We start from the raw sequence: 18,299 nt of genomic DNA, 5'->3' as shown, positions 1-18,299 counted from the left end.
TTTGCCCTAGCATCCGAGCATGACGGTCCTGCCTGACGACGGGCTCTCGCTGGCCGCCGAGTTCCCTGACGCGACCCATGAGCAGTGGCAACGCCTGGTGGAAGGCGTACTGCGCAAGTCGGGCAAGGAAGTCTCGGGTACGGCAGCGGAAGACGCCCTGTCCACCCCACTTGAGGACGGGCTGCGCGCCCGCCCCCTGTACACCGCGGACGACTCCGCACCCGAACCCGGCCTCCCCGGTTTCGCCCCCTTCGTGCGGGGCGGCCGGGCCGAGGGCAACACCCTCGGCGGCTGGGACGTACGGCAGCGGCACACGACCGCCGACAACGCCGCGGTCCTCGGCGACCTGGAGAACGGCGTCACCTCGCTGTGGCTGGCCGTGGGCGAGCAGGGCATCGCGGTCGCCTCGCTCGGCCCGGTCCTCGACGGCGTCTATCTCGACCTGGCACCCGTCGTCCTCGACCCGGGGCCCGAAGTCGCTTCCGCCGCGGCCGAGTTGCTACGGCTGTACGAGGAGCGGGACATCGCGCGCGAGGCCGCCCGGGGCAACCTGGGCGCCGACCCGCTGGGCTTCGCGGCCCGCACCGGGGCCGAGGCCTTCGACTTCGCGCCGGTCGCCACGCTCGCCCGGCGCTGCGCCGAGGAGTACCCGGGGCTGCGCGCGCTGACCGTGGACGCGCTGCCGTATCACGAGGCCGGCGGTTCGGCGGCACAGGAGCTGGGCGCCTCACTGGCGACCGGGGTCGCCTATCTGCGCCAACTGACCGATGCGGGGCTGAGCGTCGAACAGGCCGTCGGCCAGCTGGAGTTCAGGTACGCGGCGACCGCCGACCAGTTCCTCACCATCGCCAAGCTGCGCGCGGCGCGCCGGCTCTGGGCCCGGGTCGCCGAGGTGTGCGGGGCGCCCGGCGGGCAGGTGCAGCACGCGGTGACCTCGCCGGTGATGATGTCCCGGCGTGACCCGTGGGTGAACATGCTGCGCACGACGGTCGCGACGCTGGCCGCCGGGGTGGGCGGCGCCGAGTCCGTCACGGTGCTGCCCTTCGACCACGCGCTGGGCCTGCCGGACGCGTTCGCGCGCCGGATCGCCCGCAACACCTCGACGATCCTGGTCGAGGAGTCGCATCTGTCGCGGGTGATCGACCCGGCGGGTGGCTCCTGGTACGTGGAGCGGCTCACGGACGAACTCGCCCACGCGGGCTGGGAGTTCTTCCAGCACATCGAGCAACAGGGCGGCCAGGCCGCCGTGTTGGCGTCCGGCAGCCTCCGCGAGGACCTCGCCGCCACCTGGGCGGCCCGCAGCGCGAAGCTCGCCAGGCGCCGCGAACCGATCACCGGCGTAAGCGAGTTCCCGAACCTCGCCGAACGCCTCCCGGAGCGCGCCCCCGCTCCCGAAGTCCCCTCCGGCGGGCTGCCGCGCGTGCGCCGGGACGAGGCCTACGAGGCCCTGCGCGCCCGCTCCGACGCCCACCTCGCGGCGACCGGCTCCCGCCCGCGCGTCTTCCTGGCCGCGCTCGGCCCGGCCGCCGCGCACACGGCCCGGCTCGCCTTCGCGTCGAACCTCTTCCAGGCGGGCGGCATCGAGCCGGTCACCTCGGGCACCTTCGCGGACAGCGGCGCCACCGAGGCCTGCCTGTGCTCCAGCGACGCCCTGTACGAAGAGCAAGCGGCCGATGTCGCGGGGGAGTTGAGGGTGGCCGGTGCCGGGCACGTGTTCCTCGCGGGCCGTCCCGGGCAGTATCCCGGTGTCGACGCCTATGTCTTCGCGGGCTGCGACGCCGTAGCCGTACTGTCCGCCACCCTCGACCGCATGGGAGTGTCCTGATGGCAGCGACGGGGCGGATCCCCGACTTCTCCGGGATCGAGCTGGGGGCTCCGGCCGCCGAAGCCGGTACCGACGAGTGGCGTGACGCCGTCAAGAAGGCGGCGGGCGGCGACGATCTCCTGTGGGAGACCCCGGAGGGCATCGCGGTCAAGCCGCTGTACACCGGGCAGGACCTGGAGGGTCTGGACTTCCTCGCCACCTACCCCGGCATCGCGCCGTATCTGCGCGGCCCGTACCCGACGATGTACGTCAACCAGCCCTGGACGATCCGCCAGTACGCGGGCTTCTCCACGGCCGAGGAGTCCAACGCCTTCTACCGGCGCAATCTGGCGGCCGGCCAGAAGGGCCTGTCGGTCGCCTTCGACCTGCCCACGCACCGTGGATACGACAGCGACCACCCGCGCGTGACCGGTGACGTCGGCATGGCGGGCGTGGCGATCGACTCGATCTACGACATGCGGCAGCTCTTCGACGGCATCCCGCTGGACAAGATGACCGTGTCGATGACGATGAACGGCGCGGTGCTGCCGGTACTCGCCCTCTACATCGTCGCCGCCGAGGAACAGGGCGTACCGCCCGAGAAGTTGGCCGGGACCATCCAGAACGACATCCTCAAGGAGTTCATGGTCCGCAACACCTACATCTACCCGCCGAAGCCGTCGATGCGGATCATCTCCGACATCTTCGCCTTCACCTCGCAGCGGATGCCCCGCTACAACTCGATCTCCATCTCCGGCTACCACATCCAGGAGGCGGGCGCGACGGCCGACCTGGAGCTGGCGTACACCCTCGCGGACGGGGTCGAGTACATCCGGGCGGGCCGGGAGGCGGGGATGGACGTGGACGCGTTCGCGCCCCGGCTGTCGTTCTTCTGGGCGATCGGCATGAACTTCTTCATGGAGATCGCGAAGCTGCGGGCGGCCCGGCTGCTGTGGGCGAAGCTGGTCAGGCAGTTCGATCCGCAGAACGCCAAGTCCCTTTCCCTGCGCACCCATTCGCAGACCTCGGGCTGGTCGCTGACCGCGCAGGACGTGTTCAACAACGTGACGCGTACGGCGGTGGAGGCGATGGCGGCCACTCAGGGCCACACCCAGTCGCTGCACACCAACGCCCTCGACGAGGCCCTCGCCCTGCCCACCGACTTCTCGGCCCGTATCGCCCGCAACACCCAGCTCCTCATCCAGCAGGAGTCCGGCACCACCCGGGTCATCGACCCGTGGGGCGGCAGCGCCTACGTCGAGAAGCTGACGTACGACCTCGCGCGACGGGCCTGGCAGCACATCGAGGAGGTCGAGGCGGCCGGCGGTATGGCCAAGGCCATCGACGCGGGCATCCCCAAGCTGCGCATCGAGGAGGCGGCGGCCCGCACCCAGGCGCGTATCGACTCCGGGCGCCAGCCGGTCATCGGCGTCAACAAGTACCGGGTCGAGACCGACGAGCAGATCGACGTCCTCAAGGTCGACAACTCCTCCGTCCGCACCCAACAGATCGAGAAACTACGGCGGTTGCGCGCCGAGCGCGACGAGCAGGCCACCCAGGACGCGCTGCACGCCCTGACCCGGGCCGCCGAGGGCAGCGGCAACCTCCTGGAGCTGGCGGTGAACGCGGCCCGCGCCAAGGCGACGGTCGGCGAGATCTCCGACGCGCTGGAGAAGGTGTACGGGCGGCACGCGAGCCAGATCCGTACGATCTCCGGTGTGTACCGCACCGAAGCCGGCGAGTCCCCGTCCGTCGAGCGCACCCGCGCCCTCGTGGCCGAGTTCGAGGAGGCCGAGGGCCGCCGCCCGCGCATCCTGGTCGCCAAGATGGGCCAGGACGGCCACGACCGCGGCCAGAAGGTGATCGCCACCGCCTTCGCCGACCTCGGCTTCGACGTCGACGTCGGCCCGCTCTTCCAGACCCCGGGCGAGGTGGCCCGCCAGGCCGTCGAGGCGGACGTACACGTCGTCGGGGTCTCCTCGCTGGCCGCCGGACACCTCACCCTCGTACCGGCGTTGAAGGAATCGCTCGCCGAGGAGGGCCGCGAGGACATCATGATCGTGGTCGGCGGAGTCATCCCGCCGCAGGACGTGCCCACGCTCCTGGAGATGGGCGCGGCGGCCGTGTTCCCGCCCGGGACGGTGATCCCGGACGCGGCCTACGACCTGGTCGAGCGGCTGACCACCGACCTCGGGCACACCCCGTGATCGATGTCGACACCTATGTGAAGGGCGTACTCGACGGCAAGCGGGCCCTGGTGGCCCGCGCCATCACGCTCGTCGAGTCGACCAGGCCCCAACACCGCGCCATGGCACAGGAGTTGCTGACCGAACTGCTGCCGCACAGCGGAAAGGCGCGGCGGATCGGAATCAGCGGTGTGCCGGGCGTGGGCAAGTCGACGTTCATCGACGCGTTCGGCACGCTGCTCACCTCGCTCGGCTTCCGGGTCGCGGTACTGGCCGTCGACCCGTCGTCCACCCGTACGGGCGGCTCGATCCTCGGCGACAAGACCCGCATGGAACGCCTGGCCGTGGACCCGGCGGCCTTCGTCCGCCCCTCCCCCACCGCCGGCACGCTCGGCGGCGTCGCGAAGGCGACCCGGGAGTCGATCGTGGTCATGGAGGCGGCGGGCCACGACGTCGTCCTCGTCGAGACGGTCGGCGTCGGCCAGTCCGAGACCGCCGTGGCCAACATGGTCGACTCCTTCCTCCTGTTGACCCTGGCCCGCACTGGCGACCAGTTGCAGGGCATCAAGAAGGGCGTCCTGGAGCTGGCGGACGTCATCGCCGTCAACAAGGCGGACGGCCCGCACGAACGCGACGCGAAGAGCGCGGCACGTGAACTGGCGGGCGCCCTGCGCCTGATGCATCCGGCCGACGCCGCCTGGACCCCGCCGGTATTGAGTTGCAGCGCCCGCGAGGGCACGGGCCTGGAGACGGTCTGGGAGCGCCTGGAACAACACCGGTCCCTGCTGGACTCCACCGGGCGCCTGGCCGCCAAGCGCCGCGAGCAGCAGGTGGACTGGACGTGGACGATGGTCCGCGAGGAGCTGCTGGGCAGACTGCACGCGGACCCGGCGGTACGCTCACTGGCGCCGGACCTCGAACGGCGGGTGCGGGAGGGTGAGTTGACGGCGACCCTGGCCGCCGAACAGATCCTGCGGGCTTTTGGATCCCGACCCGGCTGACCCACCGTGACCGGAGGTCGTCCGCGTGCTTCCCGCACGGTTACTCGTCGGTGCTCCGCCGGCGCCGGCGATTTTCGCCATGTCCGGCTGCTCTTCCTTCTTGGGCTGCTTCGACACCACCGCCAAGCGCGGCAAGGCAGCTGTCGGTGTGCAGGTCGAGGACCTCTACCGGCAGCATCCCGGCGCCTCCGCCGAGATCGTCGACTGGCGCCTTGAGCCCCAGCCGCAGCAGCCCTCCGCCGGTGGCCAGGTCCACTTCCGCTACCGCTTCCACGGCGCCCACGAGTTCAACGGCCCCGCTCCGGACGGCTGCGCGGTCGACAAGAAGCGCGTGGCCTTGTCGTGCGACACCGTCAGGACTGCAAGGACGGCGGCGGTCCGCGGCCTCCGGAGCAGGCCACCGTGGGGGATCAGCTGTAACACGTGGGACTTGAGGCCATTCCGCCGGAGCGGCTGTGGGTCAGTCCCGGCTGCGGCCTGAAGACCCGCGGCCGGCCCGAGACCCGCGCGTCGCCGGAGAACCTGGTCGCGGCGGCCCGGACGGTCCGTGAGGAACTGGCGGGTTCCTGACCCGAGGGACGGACGGGGCGGGGTCGGCCGGGGGCGCCCTCCCGGCCGACCGCGCTCCTCGGTACAGGGGGACGATGTCCCGTACACCCCGACCGGAGAACTGGAGCGACCGAGTGACCAGCCGCATCACCTTGATCTCACCGGCGTTGAACCGGTCCCTGCGGGAGGCCCGGTTCGACGACGGCAGCCCGCTCGACCCGAGCGGCCGGGCCCGCGCCGAGTCCGCCGCCGGTTCGCTGGGGGCGGCCGACCGGGTGCTGGTCTCCCCCAGCGTGCGCTGCCGGGAGACGGCGTCCGCCCTGGGGCTCGCGGCCGTACCGGAGCCGGAGTTGGCGGGGCTCGACATGGGCCGCTGGCGGGGGCTGACGCTCGACGAGGTGATGGTGCGGGAGCCGGACTCGGTGCTGTCCTGGTTGTCGGATCCGGACGCGGCGCCCCACGGCGGCGAGTCGGTGGGGGCGCTGTGCGAGCGGGCGGCCGGGTGGCTGGAGGCGGCGGCGATGTTCGAGGGGCGGACCCTCGCGGTGGTCGAGCAGGAGCTCGTACGGGCCCTGGCGGTCACGGTCCTGGGAGCGCCCGGGCCCGCCTTCTGGCGGCTCGACGTGCCCCCGCTGACCGCGACCGACCTCAGCGGACAGACCGGGCGATGGAACCTGCGGCTCGGGCGGGAGCTGGGGGCCGAGACCCGCTGACGCGGGAAAGGGTCGCCCTCACCGATCGCCCTCGACCGACTATACACACCATCTATACTCTGTATGTATAGTCGGGACATGCCATCTCTGAGGTCTCCGAACAAAAAGAGGAAAAGAACCCGGACCGGGTTGCGTGCCGTCGGCATGTTCGTGGCGGTCGCCTCGCTGGGCCTCGCTTCGAGCGGGTGCACCAAGCTCGACACGACCGCGCCCGCCGCGGCCCGGACGCACGACGTGCCGGCGACCGCGCAGGCCCGTTTCGGGACCGTCGACTGCCGTGAGGCGAAGTGCGTCGCGCTGACCTTCGACGCCGGGCCGAGCGAGAACTCCGCGCGGCTGCTCGACATCCTGAAGGAGAAGCGGGTCCCGGCGACCTTCTTCCTGCTCGGCAAGCGGCACATCGAGAAGTACCCGGAGCTGGTCGAGCGCATGGCCGCCGAAGGGCACGAGGTGGCCAGCCACACCTGGGACCACAAGATCCTGACCCGGATAACTCCCGCGCAGATACGCGGCGAGCTGGAACGCACGGACGACGCGATAGAGCGGATCACCGGGAAGAAGCCGACGCTGATGCGTCCGCCGCAGGGCCGCACCGACGACACCGTGCACAAGATCTGCCGTGAGCTGGGCCTCGCGGAGGTCCTGTGGAGCGTGACCGCCAAGGACTACGCGACCACCGACTCCGCGCTCATCACCAAGCGGGTCCTCGCCCAGGCCACCCGGGACGGGATCATCCTGCTGCACGACCTGTACCGGGGCACCGTGCCCGCCGTTCCCGGGATCATCGACGCGCTGAAGGCACGTGGGTATGTGTTCGTGACCGTGCCGCAGCTGCTGGCGCCCGGGAAGGCGGAGCCGGGGAAGGTGTACCGGCCCTGAGTCGCCCGGGGCCCGCTCTTCTCACCAGGTCAGGTGCAGGGCGTACGGGGAACGGTGGATCATCGTGGGCCGCATGGTGACGGGACGGTCCGCCGCGAGCCGCAGTCCGGGCAGCCGGCGGGTCAACTCCTCCAGGGTGAGCCGGAGTTGCTCCCGGGCGAGCTGGGAGCCCGGGCAGCCGTGCACGCCGAGGCCGAAGGCCAGATGACGGGCGACCGGAGAGCGGGTGATGTCGAAGGTGTCGGCGCGCGGGTGGCGCCGCTCGTCCCGGTTGGCCGCGCCGAAGGCGATGAACAGCGTTGCCCCGGCGGGGAGTTCGGTACCGGCGAGGGCGACGGACCGGGTGGTGATCCTGCGGAAGCCCTGCAGCGCGGTGTCGTAGCGGGCCGCCTCCTCGATCGCCGCGGGGATGCGCTCGGGCTCGGCGCACAGCAGCTCCCACTGGCGCGGGTGGCACAGCAGATGCAGGACGGTGGTGCCGATGAGCGCGGTGGTGGTGAGGTGTCCGGCGATCAGCAAGTTCTGCAGATCGGCGACGAGTTGGTGCCGGTGATCCAGGGTGAGCGGCCCCTCGGCGACGGAGGCGACCAGCTCCGAGCAGAGGTCCTCGCGGGGCTGGTCGTAGCGCTCCCGTACGTACCGGTCGAGGGTGTGCTGCATCGCGACGACGTCCTGGGCCGCGGCGACCTGCTCGTCCTCCTCCAGGGGACGGAACAGCAACTCCTCGGCGCGGTGCCCGCCGTGGACGACTCCGGGCACGTCTTCGGGGCCGAGGCCGACGATCCGGCCGATCACCTCGCCGGGGAGCCTGCGGGCGTACGCCGACATCAGCTCCACGTGGCCGTCCTCGGCGAACGTGTCGACGAGGGCCGCGGCGCGCTCGGCGGCGTAGGGCAGGACGGCCGTGACGCGGTCCGGGGAGAGGCCGCGGACGATGGGCGCGCGCTGTCGCTGGTGCTGCGCGCCGTCCGCGGTGACGACGACCGGGCGCCCGCCGAAGCCGCCGCCCAGGACGGCGAGCGCGGCGGGCGACGGCAGTATGTCGGGCCGGAGCGCGACCGCCGAGGAGAAGTCCTCGGGGCGGCGCAGGACTTCGCGGACGTCGGCGTCCCGGGCGACGAGCCAGGCGTCGAGTTCGGCGACGTGGGTGAGGCCCTCGGTCTCCCGGGCCCGGGTGTAGAGCGGGTACGGGTCGCGCTGCAACTCGTCGAGTCTGCCGTGCAGTTCGCGGTCCACGGGACACCCTCCGGCCGGTGGTGCGGTGCGGGTCGGGCTCATGGTGCCGTACGCGCACGCGGTGCGGAAGGGAGCGTCCGGGCAGCGTCAGAACACCACGGTCCAGCCCTCCCGCGCGGCCTGGTCCGCCGTGTACGAGACGCCGTGGACCTTGAGCCCTGCCGCGTCGAGGAGGGTGATCTCGCCGCCCTGGTTGCCGAGTTGGACGCCGTCCGTGAGCGGGACGAGGAGCGGGGCGCCGGCCGCGAGGGGGCCGGGGGCCGGTACCGCGCAGGAGTTGCCCAGCCGGTCCCGGACGTGCCAGCCGGTCAGGTCGACGGGGTCGGGCGAGGCGTTGAGGAGCGTGACGCTCTCCAACTCGGGTGCCGGGCCACGGGGGTTGACCAGGGCCGCCACGACCCGGACGGGCTGGCCGCCGGGCTCGTTGCGCGAGGGGTCGGTGCCCTCCAGGGTGTGGCCGGTGGTGTCGTCCGTGTGCCAGGACTGGCTCTGGAAGGCGAGGAAGATGGCCACCCAGCGCGACTGCGCCGGGAAGTGGATCAGGATGCCGCCGTCCTGCCAGACGCCGTCGTCGCCGCTGAAGCGGCGGCTGTTGCCCTGGTTCATATGGATGTCGTGGACGCCGTTGCCGGGCAGGAAGCCGAACACCTTGTCCTTGACGGTCGGTTCGGGGCCGAAGCGCTCACCGAAGACGTACAGCCGGGCGTCCGGGTCGTCGACCGCGCGTCGTACGTAGTGGTCGAGGAGGTCGGCGAGGTCGTTGTCGGGACCGCTCGTGTCCGGCGGGAGCGTGCGCAGTTGGGCCGGGTCGAAGAGGTTGCCGCGCACGAAGTCGAGGTTCGGGCCGCCGGGTCCGGGCAGCAGGGTGTTCCAGCCGCTCGGCAGCCCCGCCAGGCGGGCCGTGACCGGGTGCTGGAAGTCCTCACCGACGAGGTAGAGCAGCTCGGAGGGCTGCTCCTGGGACAGGACGTTGACGGCGGCGCGGTAATGCGTGCCCGCGTCGTCCGTGAGGTGGATCTGGTAGTGCGGTGTACCGGCGGCGCCCTCGCGCCGGGTGTCCACCGCGCGTGTGATCAGTACGCCGTAGGCCTTCAGTGGCATGACGACCGACTCCCCCTGTGGTGTACGTCTGCGTGCCTATGAACCGCTCGGCCAAGGGTGTGAGCCCCCCGACGAAAGTACCGCCGACGGCGACGCGTTCTCTACGATCCCTGCATGGTCAACTTCCGCCTCGAACGCACGGCACCGCTCCCTCTGGAGGAGGCGTGGCGCCGGTTGACGGAGTGGCCGCGCCACGGCGATGTGGTCCCGCTGACCCGGGTCACCGTGGTCACTCCGCCGCCGACCGGTGAGGGCACGGTGTTCGTGGCCCGCTCCGGACTCGGCCCGCTCGCCTTCGACGACCGGATGGAGGTCACCGTGTGGCATCCGCCGACGGACGACGAGCCGGGTCTCGTACGGCTGGAGAAGCGCGGGCGGGTGGTGCTGGGCTGGGCGGAGATCGAGGTGCGGCCGGGGCCGGGGGGCCGCAGCCGCGTGGTCTGGCAGGAGGAGCTGCGGGTGCGGTTCCTGCCGCGGCTGTTCGACGGGCCGCTGCGGTGGGCGGCGCGGTCGATGTTCGGGCGGGCGGTGAACAGGCTGCTGAGGCGGCCGTAGCGGAGTCGGTCGTAGCAGAGTCCGTCGTGCCGGAGTCCGTCGTGGCGGGGTCAGTCCTTGCGGCCCGTCACCGCCACCGTCACGCCCAGGCCGATCATCGTGAGGCCGCCCGCGCCGCCGACCGCGGAGAGGCGGCGGGGTGAGCGGGCGAACCAGTCGCGGGCGGTCGCGGCGACCAGGCCCCACACGCTGTCGGAGAGCACGGCGATGAGGTTGAAGACGAGGCCGAGCAGCAGCATCTGGGCCGTCACACGGCCGCTTTCGCGGTCCACGAACTGGGGCAGTACGGCGGCGAAGAACACGATCGTCTTGGGGTTGGCGACCCCGACGGCGAAGCCCTCCCAGAGGGTGCGCAGGCCGCTGTGCGGGGGTGTCTCCTCGCCGGTGAACGCGGCCCGCAGCGAACCGCGTTGACGCCAGGCCTTGATCCCCAGGTAGACGAGGTAGGCGGCGCCCGCGAGCTTCAGGCTCGTGAAGACGAGGACCGAGCGTTCCACCAGCGAGCCGACGCCGAGGGCGACCGCCACGACGAGGAGGTAGGCGCCGAGCGTGTTGCCCAGCACCGTGGTCAGCGCGGCGCGGCGGCCGTGCGCGAGCGCCCGGCCGATCACGAACAGCACACTGGGGCCGGGGACGATGATCAGCAGGAAGGACAGGGCCGCGAAGGCGAGCAGTCGGTCGGTGGACACCATGGGCCCATGGAAGGCGGGGGCACCCCGGGCTCGCAACCCATTTCCCGCTCGCCCGACGGCAGTGTCCGGTGAGTGGTGCGCACGCTCCGGTGTGATGGTCCTGAACGGCCTTCGCGGGCACGGCGATCGGGAAGGGTGACCGGCCGATGGCGCTTCACCGCGGGGATGCGGAGTCCATTGGCGGCCATGTGCTGGGAGACCGGCTCGGCAGCGGCGGGATGGGCGTCGTGCACCTCGGGCGGTCCGCCTCGGGCCGGCAGGTCGCGGTCAGGGTCGTGCACGCGTGGTACGCGCAGGACGAGGAGTTCCGGGCCCGGTTCCGGCAGGAGATCGCCGCCGTCCGCCGGGTGAGCGACGCGTTCACCGCGCCCGTCGTGGACGCCGACTCCGAGCCGAGGTCCCGTGGATGGCGACGCTGTACGTGCCGGGCCGTACGCTCGCCGGGGTCGTCGACCGGTGCTCTCGACGAAGTCCGACACCCTCTGCTTCGCCAACCGGTTCGGCCGGCTGCCGGCCGTGAACGCACGCACCGGTACGGCCCGCCGGCGCACTTCGGCGCTCCAGAACCCCGGTGACTCCACGGACGACACCGTCCCCGTACACCCTGCTCGTCAAGGACGCCCTGGTCGCGGTGGCGGGCGACACGGCGTTCTCCGTACGAACGGACCGGCCCGTTCTGCCGCGCTGACAGCGGGAGTTCAGGCCACCGAACCGATCCGCCGGGCGGGCAGCGAGGTCGCGTCGTGGTGGATCGGGGTGTGCGCGCCGGTGAGGGAAACGCCGCTGCCGCCCCGCCTGTTGGCGACGATCTCGGAGGCGATCGACAGGGCCGTCTCCTCCGGCGTCCGGGCCCCCAGGTCGAGGCCGATCGGAGACCTCAGGCGCGCCAACTCCAGTTCGGTGACGCCGACTTCGCGCAGCCGCTCGTTGCGGTCGAGGTGGGTGCGGCGGGAGCCCATCGCGCCGACGTACGCCACCGGGAGGTGCAGGGCGAGCTGGAGCAGCGGTACGTCGAACTTGGCGTCGTGGGTGAGGACGCACAGGACCGTACGGGCGTCGGTGTCCGTGCGGTCGAGGTACTTGTGGGGCCACTCGACGACGATCTCGTCGGCCTCGGGGAAACGGGTCCTGGTGGCGAAGACGGGTCGGGCGTCGCACACCGTCACCCGGTAGCCGAGGAACTTGCCGATACGGACCAGGGCGGAGGCGAAGTCGATCGCGCCGAACACGATCATCCGGGGCGGCGGCACCGAGGACTCGACCAGGACGGTGAGCGGAGCCCCGCAGCGGGAGCCCTGCTCGCCGATCTCGACGGTGCCGGTGCGGCCCGCGTCCAGGTGGGCACCGGCCTCGGCGGCGACCGTGCGGTCCAGTTCGGGGTGGGCGCCGAAGCCGCCGTCGTAGGAGCCGTCGGGGTGGACGACAAGTGCGCGGCCCCGCAGGTGAGTCGGGCCCGAGACGATCCGGGCCAGTGCCGCCGCCCCACCGCTCGTCGCGGTCGCGAGGGCGGCGGCGATCACCGGACGGGCGGGGTCTTCCGCCCGTACCGGTGTGACGAGGATGTCGATGACTCCGCCGCAGGTGAGGCCCACCGCGAAGGCGTCCTCGTCGCTGTAGCCGAAGCGCTCCACGACGGTTTCACCGTCGGCGAGGGCCTGTTGGCACAGGTCGTAGACCGCGCCTTCCACGCACCCCCCGGAGACCGAGCCGATCGCCGTGCCGTCGGCGTCCACCGCGAGGGCGGCACCCGGCTGGCGGGGTGCGCTGCCGCCGACGGCCACCACGGTGGCGACGGCGAAGTCGCGGCCCTGCTCGACCCACCGGTGCAGCTCTTCGGCGATGTCCAGCATCTCGGTCTCCTAACGGGGTTGCGAGGAAGGGGAGTTGGGGTGTCGGCTAGTGAACGCCGAGCCAGCCCTCGATCGGGTGCAGGGCGAAGTACACGAGGAAGATGACGGTCAGCCCCCACATGAAGGCGCCGATCTCGCGGGCCTTGCCCTGGGCGGTCTTGATGGCGACGTACGAGATGACGCCCGCGGAGACGCCCGCCGTGATGCTGTACGTGAACGGCATCACAACCACCGTCAGGAACACGGGAATCGCGGTGGCACGGTCGGCCCAGTCCACGTGCCGGGCGTTCATCAGCATCATCGAGCCGATGACGACCAGGGCCGCGGACGCGACCTCCTGCGGGACGATCGCGGTGAGCGGGGTGAAGAACAGGCAGGCGGCGAAGAACATTCCGGTGACGACCGAGGCGAGGCCCGTTCGCGCGCCTTCTCCGACTCCCGTGGCCGATTCGATGAAGACGGTCTGGCCGGAGCCGCCCGCGACACCGCCGATCGCGCCGCCGGCGCCGTCGATGAACAGGGCCTTGGACAGGCCCGGCATCCGGCCCTTGTCGTCGGCCAGCTTTGCTTCCGTGCCGACGCCGATGATGGTCGCCATCGCGTCGAAGAAGCCGGCCAGCACGAGCGTGAACACGATCATGCCGACCGTCATCGCGCCGACCTTGCCCCAACCGCCGAACTCCACATGGCCGAAGAGCGAGAAGTCGGGCATCGACACCGCGCTGCCGTGGAGTTCGGGGGCGGCGCCGCTCGCCCACTGCTTGGGGTCGATGACCCCGGCGGCGTTCAGGATCGCGGCGACGACCGTGCCGGTGATGATGCCGACGAGGATGGCGCCGGGCAGGTTGCGGGCCTGGAGCATGAAGATGAGGAGGAGCGTGCCGGCGAACAACAGGACGGGCCAGCCCGCGAGTTCGCCCGCCGGGCCGAGGGTCACGGGCGTTGCCCTGCCCTGGTGCACGAAGCCCGATTTGTAGAAGCCGATGAGGGCGATGAACAGGCCGATGCCCATCGTGATGCCGTGTTTCAGCGCGAGCGGGATCGCGTTCATGATCAGCTCACGCAGCCCGGTCACGACCAGGAGCATGATGACCACGCCGTAGACCACGCACATGCCCATCGCCTGCGGCCAGGTCATCTGCGGGGCGACCTGTGAGGAGAGCACCCCGGAGACGGAGAGTCCGGCGGCGAGGGCGAGGGGCACCTTGCCGACGAAGCCCATCAGGAGCGTGGTGAGGGCCGCCGCGAACGCGGTCGCGGTGATCAGCCCTTTCTGGCCGAGCGTGTCCCCCGAGACGTCCTTGCCGGACAGGATCAGGGGGTTGAGCAGCAGGATGTACGCCATCGCCATGAAGGTGGTGACTCCGCCGCGCACCTCGCGCGCGACGGTCGATCCCCGCCGGGATATGTGGAAGTAGCGGTCGAGCCAGGACCGGCCGGCCGGGACGCGGGTTCCTTCGCCCGCGTCTTCGGCGGCGGTCCTGGGTTCCACTGACTGCTGGGTCATGGGGCCATCTCCCAAGGTTCACAGGGGCACCCGCTCGCGGCCTTCGGCGGCGCGCGGGATTTGGGATGGACGACCCGGGGGACGGCCCGAGACGAACAACTGGGGACCCGGAGGGGTCACATACCGGTGAGGTGCTCCGGGCGTACCGGTGTCCTGTTCAGTTCCAGCCCGGTCGCGTTCCGAATCGCCGCCAGTACGGCGGGAGTCGACGACAGGGTGGGTGCCTCGCCGATGCCGCGCAGCCCGTACGGGGCGTGCTCGTCGGCGAGTTCGAGCACATCGACCGGAATGGTCGGTGTGTCGAGGATGGTGGGGATCAGGTAGTCCGTGAAGGACGGGTTCCTGACCTTGGCGGTCTTCGGGTCGACGATGATCTCCTCCATGACCGCGATGCCGAGACCCTGGGTCGTACCGCCCTGGATCTGGCCGATCACGGACAGCGGGTTGAGCGCCTTGCCGACGTCCTGCGCGCAGGCCAGCTCGATCACCTTGACCAGGCCGAGTTCGGTGTCGACCTCGACGACGGCACGGTGCGCGGCGAAGGTGTACTGGACGTGCCCGAAGCCCTGTCCGGTACGGAGGTCGAAGGCCTCGGTCGGCCGGTGCCGCCACTCGGCCTCGATCTCCACGGCCTCGCCTTCGAGGACGTCGACCAGATCGGCGAGGACCTCACCGGCGTCGGTCACCACCTTGCCGCCCTCCAGGAGGAGTTCGGCGGTGGCCCAGGCCGGGTGGTAGGTGCCGAGCTTGCGGCGGCCCATCTCCAGGACCTTCTCGCGGACCAGCTCGCAGGAGTTCTTCACGGCGCCACCGGTGACGTACGTCTGCCGGGACGCGGAGGTCGAACCCGCCGAACCCACCTGTGTGTCCGCCGGGTTGATGGTCACCTGGGTGACGCCCAGCTCGGTACGGGCGATCTGCGCGTGGACGGTGACCCCGCCCTGGCCGACCTCCGCCATCGCGGTGTGCACGACGGCGACCGGCTCACCGCCCACAACTTCCAGGCGCACCTTGGCCGTTGAGTAGTCGTCGAAGCCCTCGGAGAAGCCGACGTTCTTGATGCCGACCGCGTAGCCGACACCTCGTACGACGCCTTCGCCGTGCGTGGTGTTGGACAGACCGCCCGGCAACTGCCGTACGTCGGCGGCCTCTCCGGCCGCGAGCCACTGCTGCTCGGGCGGCATGGGCATCGCCTTGACGCGGCGCAGGAGTTCGGCGACCGGGGCGGGTGAGTCGACGACCTGGCCGGTCGGCATCACCGTCCCCTGTTCCATCGCGTTGAGCTGACGGAACGCGACCCGGTCCATGCCCACCTTGTCGGCGAGCTTGTCCATCTGGGCCTCGTAGGCGAAGCACGCCTGGACCGCTCCGAAGCCGCGCATCGCGCCACAGGGCGGGTTGTTGGTGTAGAGGGCGATGGCCTCGATGTCGACGTTGTCGACGACGTAGGGGCCGGCGCCGAGCGAGGAGGCGTTTCCTACGACCGCCGGGGAGGCGGACGCGTAGGCGCCGCCGTCCAGCACGATCCGCGCCTTCAGGTGCGTGAGCTTGCCGTCCTTCGTGGCGCCGTGCTCGTAGTGGAGCTTGGCGGGGTGGCGGTGGACGTGCCCGAAGAAGGACTCGAAGCGGTTGTAGACGATCTTCACCGGCTTGCCGGTGCGCAGGGCCAGCAGGCAGGCGTGGATCTGCATCGACAGGTCCTCGCGGCCGCCGAACGCGCCGCCGACCCCGGACAGCGTCATCCGGACCTTGTCCTCGGGCAGGCCGAGCACGGGCGCGATCTGGCGCAGGTCGGAGTGGAGCCACTGGGTGGCGATGTAGAGGTCGACACCGCCGTCCTCGGCGGGGACCGCGAGCCCGGACTCGGGGCCCAGGAACGCCTGGTCCTGCATGCCGAAGGTGTACTCGCCCTCGACGATGAAGTCGGCGCGCTCACGGGCCGCCTCCACGTCTCCCCGGACGATCGGCTGGCGGTGGACGATGTTCGGGTGCGGGACGTGGCCGATGTGGTGGTCGTCGCGGTTCTCGTGGACGAGGATCGCGTCCGGCGCGGTCGCGGACAACTCGTCGGTGATGACCGGGAGTTCGCGGTACTCGACCTTGATCTTCGCGGCTGCGCGGCGCGCGGTCTCCGGGTGGTCGGCGGCGACGATCGCGACCGGCTCGCCGTGGTGGCGGACCTTGCCGTGCGCGAGGACGGGGGTGTCCTGGATCTCCAGACCGTAGTTCTTCACGTCGGTCGGGAGGTCGTCGTAGGTCATGACGGCGTAGACGCCGGGGGTCTTCAGCGCCTCGACGGTGTCGATGGAGACGATCTCGGCGTGGGCGACCGTGGAGCGCAGGATCTGGCCCCAGAGCATGTCCTCGTGCCACATGTCGGACGAGTACGCGAACTCGCCGGTGACCTTGAGGGTGCCGTCCGGGCGGAGCGTGGACTCGCCGATGCCGCCCTTGGTCTTGGAGCGCTGGGTGAGGTTCGTGGGAGTGCCGGTGGTGCCCATCGTCAGACCGCCTCTCCCTGCCGGGCGGCCGCCAGGCGGACCGCGTCCATGATCTTCTCGTAGCCGGTGCAGCGGCACAGGTTGCCCGAGAGCGCCTCGCGGATGTCCGCGTCGGTCGGGTTCGGGTTGTGCTCCAGCATCTCGTCGGCGGCGACGAGGAGACCGGGGGTGCAGAAGCCGCACTGGACGGCGCCGGCGTCGATGAACGCCTGCTGGATGGGGGCGAGTTCGGTGCCCTCGCCGGTCTGGGAGTCGAGCGGTTTCGCCTGCCGGCTCTTGGCCTCGTCAACTGACGTACCGCAGGCGGCTGTTCCGCAACTCCCTTGCTCGGCACGCTGCTTGGCGTAGTCCGCGAGCCCCTCGACGGTGACGACCTCGCGGCCCTCGACCTGCCCGGCGGCGACCAGACACGAACACACCGGAACGCCGTCCAGCCGGACCGTGCAGGAACCGCACTCGCCCTGCTCGCACGCGTTCTTGGAGCCCGGCAGGCCCATCCGCTCCCGCAGCACGTACAGCAGGGACTCGCCCTCCCACACGTCGTCCGCTTCCTGCGGGCGGCCGTTGACCGTGAAATTGACGCGCATCAGGCGACTCCCTCCGTGCGGGCGGCGGTGCCGCGGTAGGACTCCCAGGTCCAGGTCAGAGTCCGGCGGGCCATGATGCCGACCGCGTGGCGACGGTAGCTCGCGGTGCCCCGGACGTCGTCGATGGGGTTGCAGGCGGCGGAGCACAGGTCCGCGAACTGCTTGGCGACCGACGGGGTGATGATCCGGCCGTTGTCCCAGAAGCCGCCCTCGTCGAGCGCGGCGTTCAGGAATTCCTCGGCCGCCTTCGCCCGGACGGGTGTCGGCGCGGCCGAACCGATGCCGGTGCGGACCGTGCGGGTGGCGGGGTGCAGGGCGAGGCCGAAGGCGCACACGGCGATCACCATGGCGTTCCGTGTACCGACCTTCGAGTACTGCTGCGGGCCGTCCGCCTTCTTGATGTGGACGGCGCGGATCAGTTCGTCGGGCGCGAGCGCGTTGCGCTTCACGCCGGTGTAGAACTCGTCGATCGGGATGAGCCGGGTGCCGCGCACCGACTCGGCCTCGACCTCGGCGCCGGCCGCGAGGAGCGCGGGGTGGGCGTCGCCGGCCGGGGAGGCGGTGCCGAGGTTGCCGCCGACGCCGCCGCGGTTGCGGATCTGCGGGGAGGCGACCGTGTGCGAGGCGAGGGAGAGGCCCGGCAGCTCGGCGCGCAGGTGCTCCATGATCCGGGTGTACGGGACCGAGGCCCCGAGCCGCACGCTGTCGGCGCCGACCTCCCACTCGTAGAGATCACCGATGCGGTTGAGGTCGAGCAGGTACTCGGGCCGGCGGTGGTCGAAGTTGATCTCGACCATCACATCGGTGCCGCCCGCGATCGGTACTGCGGTGGGGTGCTCGGCCTTAGCGGCGAGCGCCTCCTCCCAGCTTGCGGGGCGAAGGAAGTCCATGACCGGCTCTCTTCTTCGTCTCGTGGGTCGTACGGATCAAGCCAGTTCGTGTGCGGCGGGCCCGGCTCGTTCATGCGCTGTTTATGCAGCGTGGGGTCAGTACACAGGGCCGTGCTCCCCGGGGTCAGTCACGGAAACCATGAAGGAGTTGGCTGGCCAGCGCGGGCATCTTGTAGATTCGTATGAACGGAGGCCATCAGTAACCCCTCCGATTCCCTGTGGAAACGTGGGAAACAGCCCCGCACGGC

Annotated in this window: 15 protein-coding genes and 2 pseudogenes; 8 read left to right on the top strand and 9 right to left on the bottom strand. The window is 71.1% G+C overall.

Annotated elements, in window-relative coordinates; all coding sequences use genetic code 11:
* The first annotated feature begins 19 nt into the window (after positions 1-19).
* The 3 genes from ACWDEW_RS00535 to meaB are packed head-to-tail and all read left to right on the top strand — an operon-like array spanning position 20 to position 4,991.
* Complete coding sequence (locus tag ACWDEW_RS00535; protein ID WP_450508196.1) at positions 20-1,825, top strand: methylmalonyl-CoA mutase family protein; 1,806 nt, start codon at positions 20-22, stop codon at positions 1,823-1,825.
* Positions 1,825-4,011, top strand: coding sequence for a methylmalonyl-CoA mutase (gene scpA, locus ACWDEW_RS00530; protein WP_450508194.1), 2,187 nt, complete (start codon positions 1,825-1,827; stop codon positions 4,009-4,011). Before ACWDEW_RS00535 ends, scpA begins: the two co-directional genes overlap by 1 nt.
* Entirely contained in the window at positions 4,008-4,991 is a 984-nt protein-coding gene (meaB, locus tag ACWDEW_RS00525; RefSeq protein WP_450508192.1) for a methylmalonyl Co-A mutase-associated GTPase MeaB, read from the top strand. The genes scpA and meaB overlap by 4 nt, the downstream gene beginning before the upstream one ends.
* A 40-nt stretch (positions 4,992-5,031) precedes the next feature.
* Here meaB and ACWDEW_RS00520 read toward each other — a convergent pair whose 3' ends face one another.
* Complete coding sequence (locus ACWDEW_RS00520; protein ID WP_450508190.1) at positions 5,032-5,274, bottom strand: hypothetical protein; 243 nt, start codon at positions 5,272-5,274, stop codon at positions 5,032-5,034.
* A 143-nt stretch (positions 5,275-5,417) separates the two neighbouring features.
* Between ACWDEW_RS00520 and ACWDEW_RS00515 the strand changes: the two are divergent.
* From ACWDEW_RS00515 to ACWDEW_RS00505, 3 genes and pseudogenes are all read left to right on the top strand, one after another.
* Positions 5,418-5,561, top strand: a pseudogene (locus tag ACWDEW_RS00515) (hypothetical protein); the annotation flags it as partial.
* A gap of 113 nt (positions 5,562-5,674) precedes the next feature.
* A complete protein-coding gene (locus ACWDEW_RS00510) occupies positions 5,675-6,253 on the top strand; it encodes a histidine phosphatase family protein (protein ID WP_450508725.1) in 579 nt (192 codons plus the stop codon).
* Positions 6,254-6,397: 144 nt separating this feature from the next.
* Positions 6,398-7,132, top strand: coding sequence for a polysaccharide deacetylase family protein (locus ACWDEW_RS00505; RefSeq protein ID WP_450508723.1), 735 nt, complete (start codon positions 6,398-6,400; stop codon positions 7,130-7,132).
* Positions 7,133-7,153: 21 nt separating this feature from the next.
* Here ACWDEW_RS00505 and ACWDEW_RS00500 read toward each other — a convergent pair whose 3' ends face one another.
* Both ACWDEW_RS00500 and ACWDEW_RS00495 read right to left on the bottom strand, forming a co-directional pair.
* Entirely contained in the window at positions 7,154-8,368 is a 1,215-nt protein-coding gene (locus ACWDEW_RS00500) for a cytochrome P450 (protein WP_450508188.1), read from the bottom strand.
* Between the two features lie 87 nt (positions 8,369-8,455).
* On the bottom strand, positions 8,456-9,469 hold the full coding sequence (locus ACWDEW_RS00495; RefSeq protein ID WP_450508186.1) for a DUF2278 family protein: 1,014 nt from the start codon (positions 9,467-9,469) through the stop codon (positions 8,456-8,458).
* 114 nt (positions 9,470-9,583) lie between these two features.
* Here ACWDEW_RS00495 and ACWDEW_RS00490 point away from each other — a divergent pair, with 114 nt between their 5' ends.
* Complete coding sequence (locus tag ACWDEW_RS00490) at positions 9,584-10,024, top strand: SRPBCC family protein (protein ID WP_450508184.1); 441 nt, start codon at positions 9,584-9,586, stop codon at positions 10,022-10,024.
* 50 nt (positions 10,025-10,074) lie between these two features.
* Here the strand turns inward: ACWDEW_RS00490 and ACWDEW_RS00485 are convergent, their stop codons facing one another.
* Positions 10,075-10,716: a LysE family translocator gene (locus ACWDEW_RS00485; protein WP_450508182.1), complete on the bottom strand. Its 642-nt coding sequence runs from the start codon at positions 10,714-10,716 to the stop codon at positions 10,075-10,077.
* 146 nt (positions 10,717-10,862) lie between these two features.
* Here ACWDEW_RS00485 and ACWDEW_RS00480 point away from each other — a divergent pair.
* A pseudogene (locus tag ACWDEW_RS00480) lies at positions 10,863-11,167 on the top strand (serine/threonine protein kinase); the annotation flags it as partial.
* Positions 11,168-11,414: 247 nt separating this feature from the next.
* On the opposite strand, the gene ACWDEW_RS00475 reads toward ACWDEW_RS00480, so the two are convergent.
* The 5 genes from ACWDEW_RS00475 to ACWDEW_RS00455 form a co-directional block, all read right to left on the bottom strand.
* A complete protein-coding gene (locus ACWDEW_RS00475) occupies positions 11,415-12,566 on the bottom strand; it encodes an XdhC family protein (RefSeq protein WP_450508180.1) in 1,152 nt (383 codons plus the stop codon).
* A gap of 46 nt (positions 12,567-12,612) precedes the next feature.
* Entirely contained in the window at positions 12,613-14,073 is a 1,461-nt protein-coding gene (locus tag ACWDEW_RS00470) for an NCS2 family permease (protein ID WP_450508178.1), read from the bottom strand.
* A gap of 116 nt (positions 14,074-14,189) precedes the next feature.
* Positions 14,190-16,574 carry a xanthine dehydrogenase family protein molybdopterin-binding subunit gene (locus tag ACWDEW_RS00465; RefSeq protein WP_450508176.1) on the bottom strand — a complete coding sequence of 795 codons (2,385 nt, stop codon included), beginning with the start codon at positions 16,572-16,574 and terminating at the stop codon, positions 14,190-14,192.
* A 2-nt stretch (positions 16,575-16,576) separates the two neighbouring features.
* On the bottom strand, positions 16,577-17,161 hold the full coding sequence (locus ACWDEW_RS00460) for a (2Fe-2S)-binding protein (RefSeq protein WP_450508175.1): 585 nt from the start codon (positions 17,159-17,161) through the stop codon (positions 16,577-16,579).
* On the bottom strand, positions 17,161-18,051 hold the full coding sequence (locus ACWDEW_RS00455) for an FAD binding domain-containing protein (RefSeq protein WP_450508173.1): 891 nt from the start codon (positions 18,049-18,051) through the stop codon (positions 17,161-17,163). Before ACWDEW_RS00455 ends, ACWDEW_RS00460 begins: the two co-directional genes overlap by 1 nt.
* Between the last annotated feature and the right edge of the window lie 248 nt (positions 18,052-18,299).

The organism is Streptomyces sp. NPDC001100, assembly GCF_053598575.1.
Note: the sequence above shows the minus strand (reverse complement) of the source record. Positions and strands in the feature narration are given on the sequence as shown.